The 18,392-nt window shown below is 66.1% G+C and carries 12 protein-coding genes and 1 tRNA gene; 11 read left to right on the forward strand and 2 right to left on the reverse strand.

The window, feature by feature from the left end:
• Positions 1 to 60: 60 nt before the first annotated feature.
• The 6 genes from AB4070_RS16870 to rpoC all read left to right on the forward strand — a co-directional run bounded on the left by AB4070_RS16870 (position 61) and on the right by rpoC (position 13,320).
• Positions 61 to 1,734 (forward strand): ABC transporter substrate-binding protein, encoded by a 1,674-nt coding sequence (locus tag AB4070_RS16870; protein WP_441981111.1) that lies wholly within the window; start codon positions 61 to 63, stop codon positions 1,732 to 1,734.
• 86 nt (positions 1,735 to 1,820) lie between these two features.
• Positions 1,821 to 2,825, forward strand: a complete 1,005-nt coding sequence (locus AB4070_RS16875; protein WP_058630491.1) for an ABC transporter permease — start codon at positions 1,821 to 1,823, stop codon at positions 2,823 to 2,825.
• Between the two features lie 34 nt (positions 2,826 to 2,859).
• Positions 2,860 to 3,825 carry an ABC transporter permease gene (locus AB4070_RS16880; protein WP_021199008.1) on the forward strand — a complete coding sequence of 322 codons (966 nt, stop codon included), beginning with the start codon at positions 2,860 to 2,862 and terminating at the stop codon, positions 3,823 to 3,825.
• Positions 3,822 to 5,561 carry an ABC transporter ATP-binding protein gene (locus AB4070_RS16885; protein ID WP_441981112.1) on the forward strand — a complete coding sequence of 580 codons (1,740 nt, stop codon included), beginning with the start codon at positions 3,822 to 3,824 and terminating at the stop codon, positions 5,559 to 5,561. Before AB4070_RS16880 ends, AB4070_RS16885 begins: the two co-directional genes overlap by 4 nt.
• A 299-nt stretch (positions 5,562 to 5,860) precedes the next feature.
• Positions 5,861 to 9,364 carry a DNA-directed RNA polymerase subunit beta gene (rpoB, locus tag AB4070_RS16890; protein ID WP_441981113.1) on the forward strand — a complete coding sequence of 1,168 codons (3,504 nt, stop codon included), beginning with the start codon at positions 5,861 to 5,863 and terminating at the stop codon, positions 9,362 to 9,364.
• 80 nt (positions 9,365 to 9,444) lie between these two features.
• On the forward strand, positions 9,445 to 13,320 hold the full coding sequence (gene rpoC, locus AB4070_RS16895; protein WP_441981114.1) for a DNA-directed RNA polymerase subunit beta': 3,876 nt from the start codon (positions 9,445 to 9,447) through the stop codon (positions 13,318 to 13,320).
• Between the two features lie 121 nt (positions 13,321 to 13,441).
• Here the strand turns inward: rpoC and AB4070_RS16900 are convergent, their stop codons facing one another.
• On the reverse strand, positions 13,442 to 14,110 hold the full coding sequence (locus AB4070_RS16900; RefSeq protein ID WP_441981115.1) for a hypothetical protein: 669 nt from the start codon (positions 14,108 to 14,110) through the stop codon (positions 13,442 to 13,444).
• Between the two features lie 17 nt (positions 14,111 to 14,127).
• On the opposite strand from AB4070_RS16900, the gene AB4070_RS16905 reads away from it, so the two are divergent.
• The 4 genes from AB4070_RS16905 (at position 14,128) to AB4070_RS16920 (ending at position 16,671) form a co-directional block, all read left to right on the forward strand.
• Positions 14,128 to 15,057 carry a PfkB family carbohydrate kinase gene (locus tag AB4070_RS16905; protein ID WP_441981116.1) on the forward strand — a complete coding sequence of 310 codons (930 nt, stop codon included), beginning with the start codon at positions 14,128 to 14,130 and terminating at the stop codon, positions 15,055 to 15,057.
• A gap of 86 nt (positions 15,058 to 15,143) precedes the next feature.
• Positions 15,144 to 15,228 (forward strand) — tRNA-Tyr (locus AB4070_RS16910).
• Positions 15,229 to 15,460: 232 nt separating this feature from the next.
• Positions 15,461 to 15,979 (forward strand): DUF1269 domain-containing protein, encoded by a 519-nt coding sequence (locus AB4070_RS16915; protein WP_441981117.1) that lies wholly within the window; start codon positions 15,461 to 15,463, stop codon positions 15,977 to 15,979.
• An 80-nt stretch (positions 15,980 to 16,059) separates the two neighbouring features.
• Positions 16,060 to 16,671 carry a trimeric intracellular cation channel family protein gene (locus tag AB4070_RS16920; RefSeq protein WP_441981118.1) on the forward strand — a complete coding sequence of 204 codons (612 nt, stop codon included), beginning with the start codon at positions 16,060 to 16,062 and terminating at the stop codon, positions 16,669 to 16,671.
• 51 nt (positions 16,672 to 16,722) lie between these two features.
• On the opposite strand, the gene bsh is transcribed toward AB4070_RS16920, so the two are convergent.
• Complete coding sequence (gene bsh, locus AB4070_RS16925) at positions 16,723 to 17,697, reverse strand: choloylglycine hydrolase (protein WP_441981119.1); 975 nt, start codon at positions 17,695 to 17,697, stop codon at positions 16,723 to 16,725.
• Between the two features lie 243 nt (positions 17,698 to 17,940).
• Here bsh and AB4070_RS16930 point away from each other — a divergent pair.
• Positions 17,941 to 18,392, forward strand: a 452-nt coding sequence (locus tag AB4070_RS16930; protein ID WP_441981120.1) for a pyridoxal-dependent decarboxylase, incomplete at its 3' end; no start/stop codon positions are given.

An 18,392-nucleotide genomic window follows, 5' to 3' on the forward strand; every position in this document is an offset into this window, starting at 1 on the left:
TCACCGAGGCGAGGAAGCCTCGGGACGCGCAAAGAAGCGCCCGACAGGGAAGGTCACACAATGCACCAATCAGTCAAGCGTCGGCGAGGACTCATCGCCGTAACCGGAGCCACGATCGCGGCGCTCGCGCTCGCCGGCTGCGTCGCCAGTGAGCGTGGCGACGAGGGCTCGGAAGGGTCGGGCGACGTCGACGGGACGTTCGTGTTCGCCGCGTCTTCGGACCCGGCGAGCCTCGACCCCGCCTTCGCGCAGGACGGCGAGAGCTTCCGCGTCTCGCGTCAGATCTTCGAGGGTCTCGTCGGCACCGAGCCCGGCACCGCCGACCCTGCACCGCTCCTCGCCGAGTCGTGGGAGTCGTCAGAGGACGGCATGTCGCACACCTTCGAGCTGAAGAAGGACGTCACCTTCCAGGACGGCACGCCGTTCAACGCCGAGGCCGTCTGCGTGAACTTCGACCGCTGGTTCAACTGGACCGGGCTCGCGGCTTCCGAAGCCTTCGGGTACTACTACAACAAGCTCTTCAAGGGGTACGCCTCCAACGCGGCCGACGCCGTCTACAAGTCCTGCACCCCCGACGGCGAGAACTCGGTGACGATCGAGCTCAACAAGCCGTTCGCCGGCTTCGTCGCCTCGCTCTCGCTCCCGGCCTTCGCCATGCAGAGCCCCTCCGCGATGCAGGAGTTCGGTGCGGATGAGGTCAGCGGCTCCGCCGAGGCCCCCCAGCTGTCCGAGTACGCCATGGGCCACCCGGTCGGCACCGGCCCCTACGCCTTCGACGAGTGGGCGCCGGGCGAGCAGGTCACCCTCAAGTCCTACGACGGATACTGGGGCGACAAGGGCCAGGTCGACGAGATCATCTTCCGCACGATCGACGACCCGACCGCTCGCCGCCAGGCCCTCGAGTCCGGATCGATCGACGGCTACGACCTGGTCGGACCGGCCGACACCAAGGCCCTCGAGGACGACGGCTTCACCATGGTCTCGCGCCCGCCGTTCACCATCCTGTACCTCGCCTTCAACCAGGCGGTGCCGGAGCTGCAGGACCCGAAGGTGCGCGAGGCGCTTTCGTATGCGGTCGACAAGGACGCGCTGATCAGCCAGGTGCTGCCGGAGGGCACGCAGAAGGCCATCGAGTTCGTGCCGGAGGTCGTCAACGGCTACAACCCGGATGTCACGACCTACGACTACGACCCCGAGAAGGCGAAGTCGCTGCTGGCCGAGGCCGGCTACACCGAGGCGAACCCGCTGAAGCTCACCTTCAACTACCCGGTCAACGTGTCGCGGCCGTACATGCCGGACCCCGAGCAGATCTTCACCGTGCTGTCGTCGCAGCTGTCAGAGGTCGGCGTCGAGACCACCCCGGTCTCGGAGGAGTGGGTCGAATACCTCGACCGCACGACCGGCACCTCGGACCACGGCATCCACCTGCTCGGCTGGACCGGTGACTACAACGACACCGACAACTTCGTCGGCGTCTTCTTCGGCCAGCAGAGCTCCGAGTGGGGCTTCGACAACCCCGAGCTGTTCCAGAAGCTGAACGAGGCGCGCGGCGTCTCGAACCTGGAGGACCAGACGGCGCTGTACGAGGAGATCAACGAGATGGTCGCCCAGTTCATCCCCGGCGTTCCGCTCGCGCACCCGGCGCCGACCCTGGCGTTCGACCCGCGCGTGAAGAGCTACCCCGCCAGCCCGGTGAACGACGAGGTCTTCACGGACATCGTCCTCACCAAGTAGGCCTGACCACTCGATACGTCGTTCCCCGGTCCCACCCCTTCGGCGGGACCGGGGAACGACGTACCTTCTGATCGACGGAGATCTTCGTGCTGCGCACCATCGGCAGGCGACTGCTGTTCCTCATCCCCACCCTGTTCGGGCTCAGCATCCTGCTGTTCGCCTGGGTCAGGGCCCTTCCCGGCGGCCCCGCGGTCGCCCTGCTCGGCGAGAAGGCCACACCCGAGGCCGTCGCCAGAGTCAACGAGCTCTACGGCTTCGACAAGCCGCTCATCGAGCAGTACTTCATCTGGATCGGGCGGCTCCTCCAGGGAGACTTCGGAACCTCCATCCAGACCAACCGTCCGGTGACCGAGGAGTTCATGCGCCGCTTCCCCGCGACGCTCGAGCTCAGCGTGATGGCGCTCATCTTCGCGGTCGGCATCGGCATCCCGCTCGGATACTGGGCCGCCCGCCGCCACGGCAAGTTCACCGACCACGCATCCGTGGTGCTGAGCCTGATCGGCATCACCATCCCGGTGTTCTTCCTCGCCTTCATCCTGAAGTACGTCTTCGCGGTGCAGCTGGGCTGGCTGCCGTCGGACGGACGACAGAATCCACGAATAGACGCGACCCATCCCACCGGGTTCTATGTGTGGGACGGCATCATCACCGGAGAGTTCGACGCCGCGTGGGATGCGATCCTGCACCTGATCCTCCCGGCCCTCGCGCTGGGCACGATCCCGCTCGCGATCATCGTCCGCATCACCAGGGCCAGCGTCCTGGAGGTGCAGAACGCCGACTACGTGCGCACCGGCCGCGCGAAGGGCGTCGGTGCGCCGACGCTGCGCAACCGCTTCATCCTGCGCAACGCCATGCTCCCGGTGATCACAACGATCGGCCTGCAGACCGGGCTGCTGATATCCGGGGCGGTGCTCACCGAGACGGTGTTCGCCTTCCCCGGCATCGGCTCGTTCCTTGCGAGGGCGATCTTCACCAGGGACTTCCCCGTCCTCCAGGGGTTCATCATCTTCATCGCGATCGCGTACGCGTTGATCAACCTGGCGGTCGATGTCTCCTACAGCTTCATCGACCCGAGAGTGAGGGTCCAATGATGTCCCTCTCCATCGTCCGAAAGGAGGCGGTCGCATGACCATCGCACTCCCGCCCGCCCAGGGTCCCTCGGCGGAGAGCGGCGGCAGTATCGACACCGTCGCCATCGCCCAGGCCGACCTGAAGAACGGCTCCGGCGGCTTCTGGCGGGATGTGTTCCGCCGCCTCCGCCGCAATCCGACGGCATGGATCGGCGCGGCCATCGTGGTGGCGTTCCTGCTCATCGCCGCTCTCGCACCTCTGATCGCTCCCTACCCGGAGACGGCGCTGCCCGGCGCGAAGTACATCACGCCGACCTACATCCCGGGGCCGGGGGAGCTGCCGCAGTTCCCGCTGGGCCTCGACCGCTTCGGCGGCGATGTGCTGTCCAAGCTCATCTGGGGTGCGCAGGCTTCGCTCATGATCGGTGTCATCTCCACCGCGATGGGCCTGGTCGGCGGCATGATCCTCGGGTTGCTCGCCGGCACGTTCGGAGGATGGGTGGACACGCTCATCATGCGCATCGTCGACATCATTCTGTCGGTGCCGAACCTGCTGCTGGCCGTCTCGATCGCCGCGATCCTCGGCCAGACGCCCTTTGCGATCATGATCGCGATCGGGGCGTCGCAGGTGCCGATCTTCGCCCGGCTGCTGCGCGCGTCCATGCTGCAGCAGCGCTCCAGCGACTACGTGCTCTCGGCGCAGACGCTCGGTCTCGGCCGCGGCAAGATCACCATGTCGCACGTGCTGCCCAACGCCATCGGTCCCGTGATCGTGCAGGGGACCCTGACACTTGCCACCGCCGTGATCGATGCGGCGGCGCTGTCGTTCCTCGGCCTCGGCGGAGGTCGCCCGGAGACGGCGGAGTGGGGGCGCATGCTCACCTACGCACAGGCCGAGCTCGCCATCGCGCCTTGGCTCGCCTTCCTGCCAGGCATCTGCATTGCCGTCACGGCGCTCGGCTTCACGCTGCTGGGTGAGGCCCTGCGCGAGGCGATGGATCCACGGACGAGGGCACGATGAACGCGCGGGACGACGGTGCCGTGGGCGCCGCGAAGGAGAAGCAGATGTCGACCGAGCCGTTGCTGTCGGTCCAGGGCCTCGCCGTGGACTTCGCCACCATGGACGGCGTCGTGCACGCGGTCGAGGGCGTCGACCTCGAGATCCGTCCCGGGGAGACGGTCGCGATCGTGGGAGAGTCCGGTTCGGGCAAGTCCACCACCGCGATGGCCATCATCGGGTTGCTCGCCGGTGGGGGCAGGATCGCCTCGGGCAGCATTCGCCTCGATGGCAAGGAGATCTCCCGAGCGCCGGAGAACGAACTGCGCACGATCCGCGGCCGCGACATCGGCCTCGTGCCGCAGGACCCGATGTCGAACCTGAACCCGGTCGCGAAGATCGGCACCCAGGTGGCGGAGACACTGCTCGCGCACGGGCTCGCCACCCGGCAGAACGTGCAGTCGAAGGTGGTCGAGGCGCTGACCGCAGCCGGGCTCCCCGATCCGGAGCGGCGCGCGAAGCAGTACCCGCACGAGTTCTCCGGGGGCATGCGCCAGCGGGCGCTCATCGCGATCGGTCTGGCCTGCAAGCCGCGCCTGCTGATCGCCGACGAGCCCACCAGCGCCCTCGACGTCACCGTGCAGCAGACCATCCTCGACCAGATCGGGCAGATGACGCGCGAGCTGGGAACGGCCGTGCTGCTCATCACCCACGACCTGGGCCTCGCTGCCGAGCGCGCGGAGCGGGTGATCGTGATGCATCGCGGCAAGGTCGTGGAGCAGGGTGACGCGCGGCAGATCCTGGAGGATCCGCGGCATCCCTACACGCAGTCGCTCGTGAAGGCGGCGCCCTCGGTGGCCGCGGCCCGCCTGCAGCCGGAGGCGTTCCGGGTGCAGGAGCCGGCGGGCTCGGCGACGGACCCTTCGACAGGCTCAGCGACCCACGAGGCTCCCAGCTCCCAGGGCGCGTCGAAGGGCAACATCGTGGAGATCGAGAACCTCACCAAGGTCTACCCGGTGCGGGGCCGCGGGGAGGACTTCGTCGCGGTCGACGACGTGTCGCTGGTGATCCCGCGCGGGGAGACGGTCGCGATCGTGGGGGAGTCCGGCTCGGGCAAGACCACGACCGCGCGGATGCTGCTCAAGGTGATCGAGCCAACGAGCGGCCTGATCCGCTACGAGGGCAAGGACATCGCGTCGCTGAGCCGGGCCGAGACGAAGGACTTCCGCCAGCGGGTGCAGCCCATCTTCCAGGACCCGTACTCGAGCCTGAACCCGATGTTCACGATCGAGCGGCTGATCGCCGAACCGCTGGAGTTCTACAAGCGGGGGAGCGCTGCGGATCGCCGCACGCGCGTGCGGCAGCTGCTCGACGACGTGGCGCTGCCGCAGTCCATGCTGCGTCGCTACCCGTCCGAGCTCTCGGGCGGTCAGCGGCAGCGCGTCGCGATCGCCCGTGCGCTCGCGCTCTCGCCCGATCTGATCGTGTGCGATGAGCCCGTGTCGGCGCTCGACGTGCTCGTGCAGGATCAGATCCTGAAGCTGCTCGGCGACCTGCAGAGCGAGTACGGCCTGAGCTACCTGTTCATCTCGCACGACCTCGCGGTGGTGCGACTGATCAGCGACTACGTGTGCGTCATGAAGGACGGGAAGCTGGTCGAGGCCGCGACATCGGAGGAGATCTTCACGAATCCGCGGGACCCGTACACGAGGCGTCTGCTGGCGTCGATCCCCGGCAACGAGTTGAACATCGCCTCCTGAGGCCTCGTTCGCCGACACCCATCCCTCCCGCCGAGGCCCATCGCCGCAGCCGCCTGCGCCGATGGGTCTCGGCGCTGACGGTGGGTGTGGACGACTCCGGCGGGGTGCCAATACCGCAGGTTCGAAGATTGGTCAAGGACTGTGCTTGCCATGTCGCAGAATCGTGCGTATAGTTAGTAGTTGCGCTCGTTTCTCCCTGCCCTCATATGGTGGTCGGCATCTGTTGAGTTCCCGGGCGCACACTCCACCTGACGACAAAGGAATCGAGAAGCCCTGCGGGGCTCACGGAGGTTATTCCCTTGGCTGCTGCTCGCAACGCATCCACATCCACCACCACCAAGAACGGACGCGGAGCTTCCCGTCTTTCGTTCGCCAAGATCTCCGACACGCTGACGGTCCCTGACCTTCTCGCCCTGCAGACCGAGTCCTTCGGTTGGCTGGTCGGCAACGACGCCTGGAAGGCGCGCGTGGCCGAGGCCAAGGCCGCCGGTCGTACCGACGTGAACGAGAACAGCGGCCTCGGCGAGATCTTCGAGGAGATCTCTCCGATCGAGGACCTCGGCGAGACGATGCAGCTGTCGTTCACGAACCCCTACCTCGAGCCGGAGAAGTACTCGATCGAGGAGTGCAAGGAGCGTGGCAAGACCTACGCCGCTCCGCTGTACGTCGAGGCCGAGTTCATGAACCACCTCACGGGTGAGATCAAGACCCAGACGGTCTTCATGGGCGACTTCCCGCTCCAGACCGACAAGGGCACGTTCATCATCAACGGCTCCGAGCGCGTCGTCGTCTCGCAGCTCGTGCGCTCGCCGGGTGTCTACTTCGACAAGACTCCCGACAAGACGAGTGACAAGGACATCGTCTCGGCGCGCGTCATCCCGAGCCGTGGTGCCTGGCTCGAGTTCGAGATCGACAAGCGCGACCAGGTCGGCGTGCGCGTCGACCGCAAGCGCAAGCAGTCCGTCACGGTCTTCCTCAAGGCGCTGGGTATGACCAGCGAGGAGATCCTGGCCGAGTTCGCCGGCTACACCTCGATCGAGGAGACGCTCGCGAAGGACACGATCGTCACGAAGGAAGATGCGCTCCGCGACATCTACCGCAAGCTTCGTCCGGGCGAGCAGGTCGCAGCAGAGGCCGCGCGCGCTCTGCTCGACAACTTCTACTTCAACCCGAAGCGCTACGACCTCGCCAAGGTCGGTCGTTACAAGATCAACCACAAGCTGGGCCTCGACCAGCCGCTGACCTCGTCGGTGCTGACCGTCGAGGACATCGTGGCCACGATCAAGTACCTCGTGCGTCTGCACGCCGGCACCGAGGAGACCTTCACCGGTATCCGCGGCGGCAAGAAGGCCGAGATCCGTCTCGCGACCGACGACATCGACAACTTCGGCAACCGTCGCATCCGCGCGGTCGGCGAGCTCATCCAGAACCAGGTCCGCACGGGTCTGTCCCGCATGGAGCGCGTCGTCCGCGAGCGCATGACCACGCAGGACATCGAGGCCATCACGCCGCAGACCCTGATCAACGTGCGCCCCGTCGTCGCCGCGATCAAGGAGTTCTTCGGAACCTCGCAGCTGTCGCAGTTCATGGACCAGAACAACCCGCTCGCGGGTCTGACGAACAAGCGTCGTCTCTCCGCGCTGGGCCCCGGTGGTCTCTCGCGTGACCGCGCCGGCGTCGAGGTCCGTGACGTCCACCCCTCGCACTACGGCCGCATGTGCCCGATCGAGACTCCTGAAGGCCCGAACATCGGTCTGATCGGTGCGCTCGCGACCTTCGCGCGCATCAACTCGTTCGGCTTCATCGAGACCCCGTACCGCAAGGTCGTCGACGGCGTCGTCACCGAGCAGATCGACTACCTGACGGCTTCCGAAGAGGTCGACTTCAACATCGCACAGGCCAACGCCCCGCTCGATGCCAAGGGTCGCTTCGTCGAGAGCCACGTCCTGGCACGTCCGAAGGGCGGCAGCGGCGAGGTCGACATGTTCCTCCCCGAGGACATCGGCTACATCGACGTCTCGCCGCGCCAGATGGTGTCCGTCGCGACCTCGCTCGTCCCCTTCCTCGAGCACGACGATGCACAGCGCGCCCTCATGGGTGCCAACATGCAGCGTCAGGCCGTGCCGCTGCTGCGCAGCGACTCGCCGCTCGTCGGAACCGGTATGGAGGGCTACACGGCCATCGACGCCGGTGACGTGATCACCGCCGAGAAGGCCGGTGTCGTCTCCGAGGTCTCCGCGGACCGCGTCGTGGTCATGCTCGACGAGGGTGGAACGCAGGAGTACCACCTGCGCAAGTTCGACCGCTCGAACCAGGGCACCTCGTACAACCAGAAGGTCGTCGTCAACGCCGGTGAGCGTGTCGAGGTCGGAGAGGTCATCGCCGATGGCCCCGCCACCGAGAACGGCGAGCTGGCCCTCGGGAAGAACCTCCTCGTCGCGTTCATGACGTGGGAGGGTTACAACTTCGAGGACGCGATCATCCTGAGCCAGGACCTGGTGAAGGACGACACCCTCTCCTCGATCCACATCGAGGAGTACGAGGTCGACGCCCGCGACACCAAGCTCGGCAAGGAGGAGATCACCCGTGACCTCCCCAACGTCAGCCCGGAGCTGCTGAAGGACCTCGACGAGCGCGGCATCATCCGCATCGGTGCCGAGGTCCGCCCCGGAGACATCCTCGTCGGCAAGGTCACGCCGAAGGGTGAGACCGAGCTGTCGGCCGAGGAGCGTCTGCTCCGCGCGATCTTCAACGAGAAGAGCCGCGAGGTCCGCGACACGTCCCTGAAGGTGCCTCACGGCGAGCAGGGCACGATCATCGCGGTCAAGGAGTTCAACGCCGAGGACGGCGACGACGAGCTCGGCTCCGGCGTCAACCGCCGCGTCGTGGTCTACATCGCCCAGAAGCGCAAGATCACCGAGGGTGACAAGCTCGCCGGCCGTCACGGCAACAAGGGTGTCATCGCGAAGATCCTCCCGATCGAGGACATGCCGTTCATGGCGGACGGCACCCCGGTCGACATCGTCCTGAACCCGCTCGGCATCCCGGGTCGAATGAACTTCGGCCAGGTGCTCGAGACCCACCTCGGGTGGATCGCGAAGCAGGGCTGGAAGGTCGAGGGCACCCCGGAGTGGGCAACGCGTCTGCCGGAGCAGGCCTTCGAGGCCGCCCCCGGCACGAAGGTCGCGACCCCGGTGTTCGACGGTGCGAGCGAGGAGGAGATCGCCGGTCTCCTCGATGCGACCATCCCGACCCGCGACGGTGTCCGTCTGATCGACTCCACCGGAAAGGCCCAGATGTTCGACGGCCGCTCCGGCGAGCCGTTCCCGGCCCCGATCTCGGTCGGCTACATGTACATCCTGAAGCTGCACCACCTGGTCGACGACAAGATCCACGCACGTTCCACGGGTCCCTACTCGATGATCACCCAGCAGCCGCTCGGTGGTAAGGCGCAGTTCGGTGGACAGCGCTTCGGTGAGATGGAGGTGTGGGCCCTCGAGGCCTACGGTGCCGCGTACGCGCTCCAGGAGCTCCTCACGATCAAGTCCGACGACATCCTCGGCCGCGTCAAGGTGTACGAGGCGATCGTCAAGGGCGAGAACATCCAGGAGCCGGGCATCCCCGAGTCCTTCAAGGTGCTCATGAAGGAGATGCAGTCGCTCTGCCTGAACGTCGAGGTCCTCTCGGCCGACGGCACGCTGGTCAACCTCCGCGACACCGACGATGAGGCGTTCCGCGCCGCAGAGGAACTCGGTATCAACATCTCCAGCCGCTTCGAGGCCGCCTCGATCGACGAGATCTAATCCTTCGGAGGGCCCGGGACCCACGTCTCGGGCCCACCGAAGCAGACTTCTCAAAAAGAATTTCCGACACAGGAGAACTAGTGCTCGAGTCCACAACTTTCGATGAGCTTCGCATCGGCCTGGCGACCGCAGACCACATCCGCGCGTGGTCCTACGGCGAGGTCAAGAAGCCCGAAACCATCAACTACCGCACCCTCAAGCCGGAGAAGGACGGTCTCTTCGGAGAGCAGATCTTCGGCCCGTCCCGCGACTGGGAGTGCGCCTGCGGCAAGTACAAGCGCGTCCGCTTCAAGGGCATCGTCTGCGAGCGCTGCGGCGTGGAGGTCACCAAGAGCTCCGTCCGTCGTGAGCGCATGGGTCACATCGAGCTCGCCGCTCCCGTCACCCACATCTGGTACTTCAAGGGCGTGCCCTCGCGCCTGGGCTACCTGCTCGACATGGCGCCGAAGGACCTCGAGAAGGTCATCTACTTCGCCGCCTACATGGTCATCTCGGTCGACGAGGAAGCTCGTCACCGCGACCTGGGCACGCAGGAGAACAACATCCGTCTCGAGCTGAAGACGCTCGGCGACCGCCGCGACGCCAAGATCGCGGAGCGCCTGGCCAAGCTGGAGGAGGAGCTCGCTGCTCTCGAGGCAGAGGGCGCCAAGGCCGACGCCAAGAAGAAGGTCAAGGACGCCGCCGAGAAGGAGATGTCGCTCATCCGCAAGGGTGCCGACGAGGCGATCCTGAAGCTGGAGCGCGTGTGGGAGGACTTCCGCACGCTCGAGGTCGGCGCACTCCGTCCGGAGGACGACGTCTTCCACGAGCTGCAGGACCGCTTCGGTCAGTACTTCGAGGCCTACATGGGTGCCGAGTCGATCCAGCGTCGCCTCGCGGCGTTCGACCTCGAGGCCGAGGCGGAGAACCTGCGTCTGCAGATCTCCGAGGGCAAGGGTCAGCGCAAGATCCGTGCGATCAAGCGTCTGAAGGTCGTCAGCTCGTTCCTCGAGACCGGCATGAGCCCGGCGTCGATGGTCCTGGACGTCGTCCCGGTCATCCCGCCGGAGCTGCGCCCGATGGTCCAGCTCGACGGTGGCCGCTTCGCGACCTCCGACCTGAACGACCTGTACCGTCGCGTGATCAACCGCAACAACCGTCTTCGTCGTCTGATCGACCTCGGTGCCCCCGAGATCATCGTCAACAACGAGAAGCGCATGCTGCAGGAGGCCGTGGACGCACTGTTCGACAACGGTCGCCGTGGTCGCCCCGTCACCGGTACCGGCAACCGTGCCCTGAAGTCGCTCAGCGACATGCTGAAGGGCAAGCAGGGTCGTTTCCGTCAGAACCTGCTCGGAAAGCGTGTCGACTACTCCGGCCGTTCGGTCATCATCGTCGGCCCGCAGCTCAAGCTGCACCAGTGCGGTCTGCCCAAGCAGATGGCGCTGGAGCTGTTCAAGCCGTTCGTCATCAAGCGTCTGATCGACCTCGGCCACTCGCAGAACATCAAGGCCGCCAAGCGTGCCGTCGAGCGCACCCGTCCCGAGGTCTGGGACGTGCTCGAGGAGATCATCCGCGAGCGTCCGGTGCTGCTCAACCGTGCACCCACGCTGCACCGTCTGGGCATCCAGGCGTTCGAGCCCCAGCTCGTCGAGGGCAAGGCCATCCAGCTGCACCCGCTCGTCTGCGCGGCGTTCAACGCCGACTTCGACGGTGACCAGATGGCTGTCCACCTGCCCCTGTCGGTCGAGGCTCAGGCTGAGGCCCGCGTGCTGATGCTCGCGTCGAACAACATCCTGAAGCCGTCGGACGGCCGTCCGGTCACCCTGCCCTCGCAGGACATGATCATCGGTCTGCACCACCTGACCACGGTCAAGGAAGGTGCGACCGGCGAGGGCCGTGCATTCGGTTCGGTGGGCGAGGCGATCCTGGCCAAGGACGAGGGTTCCCTCGACCTGCAGGCGAAGATCCGCATCCGCATCCCGGGTCTGACGTTCCTCGAGGGCGAAGCTCCCGAGGGCTACGAGCGTCACGGTCTCGTCGACGCCTCGCTGGGTCAGGCGATCTTCAACGACACGCTGCCGAAGGGCTACCCGTTCGTCCGCGAGCAGGCTGACAAGAACAAGCTGTCGCAGATCGTCAACAAGCTGGCCGAGGAGTACCCCAAGGTCGAGACGGCTGCGTCGCTGGACCGCATCAAGGACGCCGGCTTCTACTGGGCCACGCGCTCGGGTGTGACCGTCGCCCTGAGCGACATCCTCACGCCGCCGAACAAGGCGGAGATCGTCGCGGGCTACGAGAAGCAGGCCGCGAAGGTCCAGTCGCAGTACGAGAAGGGTCTGACGACCGACTCGGAGCGTCGCCAGGAGCTCATCAAGATCTGGACCGAGGCCACCGACGAGGTTCAGGCCGCCATGAAGGCGAACTTCCCCGAGGACAACACCATCAACCGCATGGTGTCGTCGGGTGCTCGTGGTAACTGGCTGCAGATCCGGAACATCGCCGGTATGCGTGGTCTGGTGAACAACCCCAAGGGTGAGATCATCCCGCGTCCGATCATCTCCTCGTACCGCGAGGGGCTGTCGGTTGCGGAGTACTTCATCGCGACGCACGGTACCCGTAAGGGTCTCGCCGACACCGCTCTGCGTACCGCCGACTCGGGTTACCTGACCCGTCGTCTGGTGGACGTCTCGCAGGACGTCATCATCCGCGAAGAGGACTGCGGCACGTCGAAGGGCCTCGAGCTCCCGATCGCCGCTCCGAACTCGCAGGGTGAGCTGGTGCGCGACGCGAACGTCGAGAACTCGGTGTTCGCCCGTACGCTGGCCTCGGCCGTGGTCGACAGCAAGGGCGAGGTTCTCGCCGATGCCGGTGAGGACGTCGGTGACGTGCTGATCGACAAGCTCGTCGCTCTGGGTGTCGAGACCATCAAGGTGCGCTCGGTCCTGACCTGCGACTCCGCCGTCGGTGTCTGCGCGCAGTGCTACGGCCGTTCGCTCGCAACCGGAAAGACCGTCGACATCGGCGAGGCCGTCGGCATCATCGCGGCCCAGTCGATCGGTGAGCCCGGTACCCAGCTGACGATGCGTACCTTCCACACGGGTGGTTCGGCATCGGCGGATGACATCACGCAGGGTCTGCCCCGCGTGCAGGAGCTCTTCGAGGCGCGTACCCCCAAGGGCGCGTCGCCGATCGCCGAGGCCGATGGCCGCATCGCGATCGACGAGACCGACAAGGGCAAGAAGGTCATCCTCACGCCCGACAGCGGCGACGAGCCCGTCATCTACCCGGTGCTGAAGCGTGCCACGCTTCTCGTCGAGGACGGGCAGCACGTCACGGTCGGTCAGCCGATCCTGGTGGGCACGCTCGACCCCAAGGAGATCATGCGCGTCATGGGTGCTCGCGAGGTGCAGCGTTACCTCGTCGGCGGCGTCCAGGGCGTGTACCGCTCGCAGGGTGTGCCGATCCACGACAAGCACATCGAGGTCATCGTCCGTCAGATGCTCCGCAAGGTCACCGTCGTCGATCACGCCGACACGACCCTGCTCCCGGGTGAGATGGTCGACCTCAAGCGCTACCAGTCGATCAACCGCGAGGCTGTGGCAGAGGGCAAGCGCCCCGCGTCCGGCCGTCCGGAGCTGATGGGTATCACGAAGGCGTCGCTCGCGACCGAGTCGTGGCTGTCGGCCGCTTCCTTCCAGGAGACGACCCGCGTGCTCACCGAGGCTGCGATGCAGGGCAAGCGCGACCCGCTGGTCGGTCTCAAGGAGAACGTCATCATCGGTAAGCTCATCCCCGCCGGAACCGGTCTCTCGAAGTACCGCGACGTCACGGTCGAGGCCACAGAGGAAGCCAAGAGCGAGCGATACCCGAACCGGATCTTCGCATCCGACGGTGCGTACGCCGACGGCGACTTCGGGTACGTCGACTTCGACGCGTTCTCGACGGACGACATCACCCCCGGCACCTACAACTGATCGAGGCGAGAGCCACAGCATCAGTGCTGAGTGACTGAGAAGGCCCCAGGGTTCGCCCTGGGGCCTTCTTCGTGCCCGGGTTTGACGCCATGCGGTCGACGGGGGCTCAGGCGCAGCGGGGTCAGTCGAAGATGTGCTCGATGATGCTCGACGTGTAACCGGTCGGCGCCAGGTTCGAGTAGCGGGTGTCGATCATGACGTCGTCACGCCAGAACAGGGTGCGGCCGTCCGTCACGGGGTACTGCTCGTTGGGCCAGGTCTTCTCGCAGCGGGTGCCGTCGTCCGGCGTGAAGCAGGAGAAGCCCTCGTCGTCAGCGAGTGCGTTGAGCATGTCGAGCGCGGGGCCGCGGTTCATCCGCGAGATGGTGGTCGTGAGCCTCGTGGTGTCTGCGCGCGGGTCGGCCCAGTTGCAGGTGAGGGCGCCGTCCGCACCGACGCCTGAGGGCCCGAAGGCGGCGTCGTTGAGCGGGATGTCTCCGAACTCGGCGAGCACGGATTCCGACAGGATCGCGCGGCAATCGGTCGGGAGCGTGATGGCCTTGGCAGTGGGTGTGGGTGTGGGTGTTCCTGGGCCCTCCGTGCTGGTCGAGTCCGGGCTGGGCGCGTCGCTTGCTGCCGGGGGTGCCGAGGAGCCCGCTCCCGCGCCGGCCTGCGGAGTGCACGCCGTGAGGGCGACGAGGAGCGAGAGAGCCACGGCAGTGCCGGCGAGGCGGGGGTTCATGGCCACACCGTACTGCCCTCCGGTGTCGGAACGCGAGAGGATCGCGGTGTTGTCAGGGCGTCCCGACACCGCGATAGTGTCAGCGGGTGAGCAACGTGACTTCTGCCGCCGGTTCCGTGGTCGTGATCGGCGATGCCCTGATCGATGAGATCCGTGATGATGCGGGCGTGCGCGAGCTCGTCGGCGGAGCTGCGTTGAACGTAGCCGTCGGTCTTCGTCGGCTGGGGGTCGACACCACGTTGATCGCGATGGTCGGTGACGATGAAGCGGGCGCCCATATCCGCGAGTACCTCAAGGATCACGGGGTGCGCCTGATCGAGAGCGAGGCCCCGCACGGCTCCTCTCGTGCCGTCGTGCAGCGCGCGTCGAACGGCGAGGCGCAGTACGTGTTCAACGAGGCGGCGCAGAAGCGCAGCATTCGGTACTCCGATGAGGCGCGTCAGGCGATCTCCGACGCCGGGCTCGTCGCGATCAGCTGCTTCCCCTTCGACGTGCCGGCAGAGGTCGATGCCCTCGTCGATGCCCTGGGCGATGCGAGGGTCGCCGTCGATCCGAATCCGCGCACTGGGATGCTCAGCGATCGCGAGGAGTTCGTCCGCGGGTTCGAGCGGCTGGCGACGTCGGCCGCCGTCGTCAAGGTCGGAGGGGATGATGCAGCGATCCTCTACGACGGTGACCTGGACACACTGCGGGCGCGCTTGCGAGACCTCGGAGCCGCTGCCGTGCTGGCGACCGCGGGAGCGGACGGTGCCACGATCGATGCGGACGCCGGCGTCGTCTCCGCGCCCATCGCCCAGCTTCCCGGTGCGGTGATCGACACCGTCGGGGCGGGGGACGCGACGCTCGCGGCGGTCTCCGAGGGGCTGGTCTCGACGTCGCCGTCCGACCTGGCGCAGTGGCGCGCGCTCCTGCTGCGAGCCATGGACATCGCCGCCGCGACCTGCCGCGCAGAGGGCGGCCTGCTGCGGACTCCGGAGTCGCTGGCCGACTCGGGGCGGGGCGTGAGCGGCAGCTGACGTTTCGATTTCTTGCACCCGCCTCCGACAGGTATGCTTGTCTCTCGTGCCCCCGGTTGGCTGTTCAAGTCGGACGGGTGCGCTCTGGCGAGTTACCCAAGCGGCCAAAGGGATCTGACTGTAAATCAGACTGCACTGCATTCGGGGGTTCGAATCCCTCACTCGCCACCACGATTCGGTCGTCGATATCGCCGTACCGATCCAGAACTCGAGAAGCAGAGAGAAACGCCCCCGGTTCCGGGGGCGTTTCTCGTTTTCGGATCGCTCCCCTGCGGTCGCGTACGCCTCCCCGCGTCGGCCGACAGCGTGCCGATGTGCGCGCTCGGACGGGACCATCGGCTCTGTCGGGACGCCGAGCGTAGCGTGAAGCTGGAGTCTTCCCAGACAAACGGAGGACAGACCCATGACCGACCACAACTATTCGCTCCTCGTCGCCACCTACGACGACGCAGAGGCGGCGAACGCCGACTTCGCCGCGATCAAGGCGATGGATGACCTGAGCGTGACTGCTGCCGTCGTGCTCTCGCGCGACGACGGCGGGAAGGTTGAAGTCACGTCGCACAGCGGTCGTCTGATCGGGGAAGGAAGCGCGATCGGCGCTGTGGCCGGCCTCGTGGTCGGTCTCTTCGCGCCGCCCCTTCTCCTGACAGGGGTCGTCGGCGCGGCGATCGGCGCGGGCGTGGGTGCCATCGTGAAGCGCCACGAGGAGAAGGAGTTCGGCCTGGACGCCCAGGAGTGGTTGCCGAACGGCTCTTCTGCGATCGTCGCCATCGTCGACGATCTCTACCTCGACCGGGTCGACAAGGCTGTCGGCAAGGCGGTGAAGAAGCTGGGGAAGGCCATCGACAAGGGCGACTACGACGCCGTCGTGAAGGCTGTGAACGAGGGCGACGAGAAGATCGTTGACGCTGTCGCTTCCTGATGGCGGCTCCCACTCCTCGGTGATCCATCTGTCATCAGCGGGTCACCGGGGGAGTCCGTCCGCGAGGAAAGCGCATCGACATGCTGCTTGAGTTCCTCGGCACGTTCTTCTTCGCCATCTCGGGTTCGCTCCTTGCCGCTCACCGTGGATTCGATATCTTCGGGTCCGTCCTGTTGGGCGCCCTGACGGGGCTCGGCGGAGGCGTGGTGCGGGACCTGATCTTGGGGGTCACGCCGACCGCATTCACCCAACCGATCTATTTCCTCGCCCCCGTCGCCGCAGCGACGCTCGTCTTCTTCCTCTACGCCGCCGTCGAGCGATTTCCACGGACCCTGCTGGTCTTCGACGCGGCAGGACTCGGATTGTTCTGCACGACGGGGGCCGCGAAAGCCCTGGAGCTGGGGATGAATCCAGTGGCCGCGGCGCTCCTGGGCCTGACGACCGGTGTAGGCGGCGGCCTCCTCCGCGACGTCGTCGCCAACCGCGACCCGGAGCTGTTCAACCCGGATGACATCTATGCGGTTCCCGCGATGGTGGGAGCTGCCTTGGTCACAGTTGCCTGGCTGGCGGGGTGGCACGCCCCTCTGGTCCAGATGCTGGCCGGCGTGCTCGTCTTCGCCTTCCGGCTGTCGTCGCTGCGTTTCGGGTGGCATGTTCCCCACGCCGTGGTGCATCGGCGCGGGGACGCATGAAAGAGCAGACCTTCCGTCGGGAGATGACGAGAGCCCGACGGAAGAAACCCCTCAGTTCTGCATGTGAATCTGCTGCTCCTTGATGAGGAGGAAGTCGATCAGATCACGACCCTCGAGGTCCTCCTTGTGCATGTCCACCGCCGTCACCTGACTGTTCTCGTAGGTCGTGTAGTAGTAGATCCCCTTGTCGGTATTGCAGCACGAGGAGTAGATGGTGATCTCGAACTTGCCCGGGGAGACTTCCACGCATCCGCGCTGCTGCGCGACGGCTCCGAGGATCTGGAAGAACTGGCTGATGGATTCCGACTCGGAGTCCCCGGAGACGGAGTTCATCTTCGTGAAGGCCGCCTTCACGAACCGTGATGCCGATGACAGGTCGCCCGGCAGGCCGAGTGCGCCCATGCCGCGGCTGTACACGTCGAACTCCAGCGCGTCGGAGAAGTGGTTCACCGGCGGGTTCTTCGAGAGGTGCATGAAGTTGTTGAGGGTGAACGCCTGGATGTCGAACGTCGGGTTGTTGGTGAGCACCCCGATCGGATTGTCATAGACCTTCAGGCCCTCCGCCACGCTCTCCACGGTGATCGATGTCGTGCGATCGGAGATGATCCAGTGCAGCGGCGAGAGCGGGAAGGCCTCGCTGAACGAGATATCGACGAGGCTCATCCGCGCCAGCTCGACCTTGACCTCGGCTACGGTCTCGAACTGCCCGAGGATCCACGGGATGAACTCGAATGGAGTGATGTTGGTCTTGTCGGGCGCCTCAGCCTTGTAATCGGCGTTTCCGGGGAAGTTGAGCCCGGCCATGCTGAGCCCCTTCTCATTCGTCGCGTCGTAGTACAACGGGTAGCCTTCCGCGATCGTCGCCATTCCGATGATCGCGTGATGCCTGTGCAGCGTGTCGGCCTTGCGGAACACGAACGGGAAGTTCCGGGGGGTCACGGTGACCGTCTCGTTGTATGAGAACTCGAGATCGAGATTGCGACCGAAGTAGTGGTCTCTCGTGGTGTAGTTCGCGCCTGTGCACATGCTGTCCTCCGAATTGAGTGGTCCGCTCGGTGCGGTGGGGAAACCATACGCGCGTGGTCACTCTGCGGATATGGCCAAAGGCCCATGGAGGGGGCCTTCCTGTCTCTCGGAGCAGCCGCCGGGACCTACGTCCCTGCCGGGGCCGCGAACCGAGACCTACCCTCGCCACAGGTGCAGAGCCGGGGCCATCGCATCTGCGGCCATCGCATTCGTAGCGGCTCTGCAGTGAGACGGGAGAAGAAGATGAATGAGGATCAGGCAGGCCGCGTCCTGGCACCGCTGTTCACCCGCGCGGGGGAGGCCACGGTCGCAGCGCGTCATGTGCTACCACAGCAGGAGTCCCAGCCGGAGACGGCCCGCGAGATTGTGGATGACGAGACGATGCTCGACGGCAACTCGCGCTTGAATCTGGCGACGTTCGTGGGCACGTGGATGGACGACGACGCGAAGCAGGTCTATGCGGCGTCTTTCGACAAGAACATGATCGACAAGGATGAGTATCCGCAGACGGCGGCGATCGAGGACAACTGCTGGCACATGCTGGCGAATCTCTGGAACGCGCCTGATGCGGAGAAGAGCATCGGCACCTCGACGATCGGGTCGTCGGAGGCGTGCATGCTGGGCGGTCTCGCGTTCAAGCGGCGCTGGCAGCAGGCTCGGCGCGCGGCGGGCAAGGACACCTCGAGTCCGAACAT

It is taken from the genome of Microbacterium sp. 2RAF4 (assembly GCF_052115285.1).
In the GTDB taxonomy this organism is placed as follows: Bacteria; Actinomycetota; Actinomycetes; order Actinomycetales; family Microbacteriaceae; genus Microbacterium; species Microbacterium oxydans.

Bases quoted from the DNA above. Each gene is read 5' to 3' on its own strand.
- AB4070_RS16870 (WP_441981111.1), top strand. From the start codon at position 61: ATGCACCAATCAGTCAAGCGTCGGCGAGGACTCATCGCCGTAACCGGA.
- AB4070_RS16880 (WP_021199008.1), top strand. From the start codon at position 2,860: ATGACCATCGCACTCCCGCCCGCCCAGGGTCCCTCGGCGGAGAGCGGC.
- AB4070_RS16885 (WP_441981112.1), top strand. From the start codon at position 3,822: ATGAACGCGCGGGACGACGGTGCCGTGGGCGCCGCGAAGGAGAAGCAG.
- AB4070_RS16915 (WP_441981117.1), top strand. From the start codon at position 15,461: ATGACCGACCACAACTATTCGCTCCTCGTCGCCACCTACGACGACGCA.
- AB4070_RS16920 (WP_441981118.1), top strand. From the start codon at position 16,060: ATGCTGCTTGAGTTCCTCGGCACGTTCTTCTTCGCCATCTCGGGTTCG.
- bsh (WP_441981119.1), bottom strand. From the start codon at position 17,697: ATGTGCACAGGCGCGAACTACACCACGAGAGACCACTACTTCGGTCGC.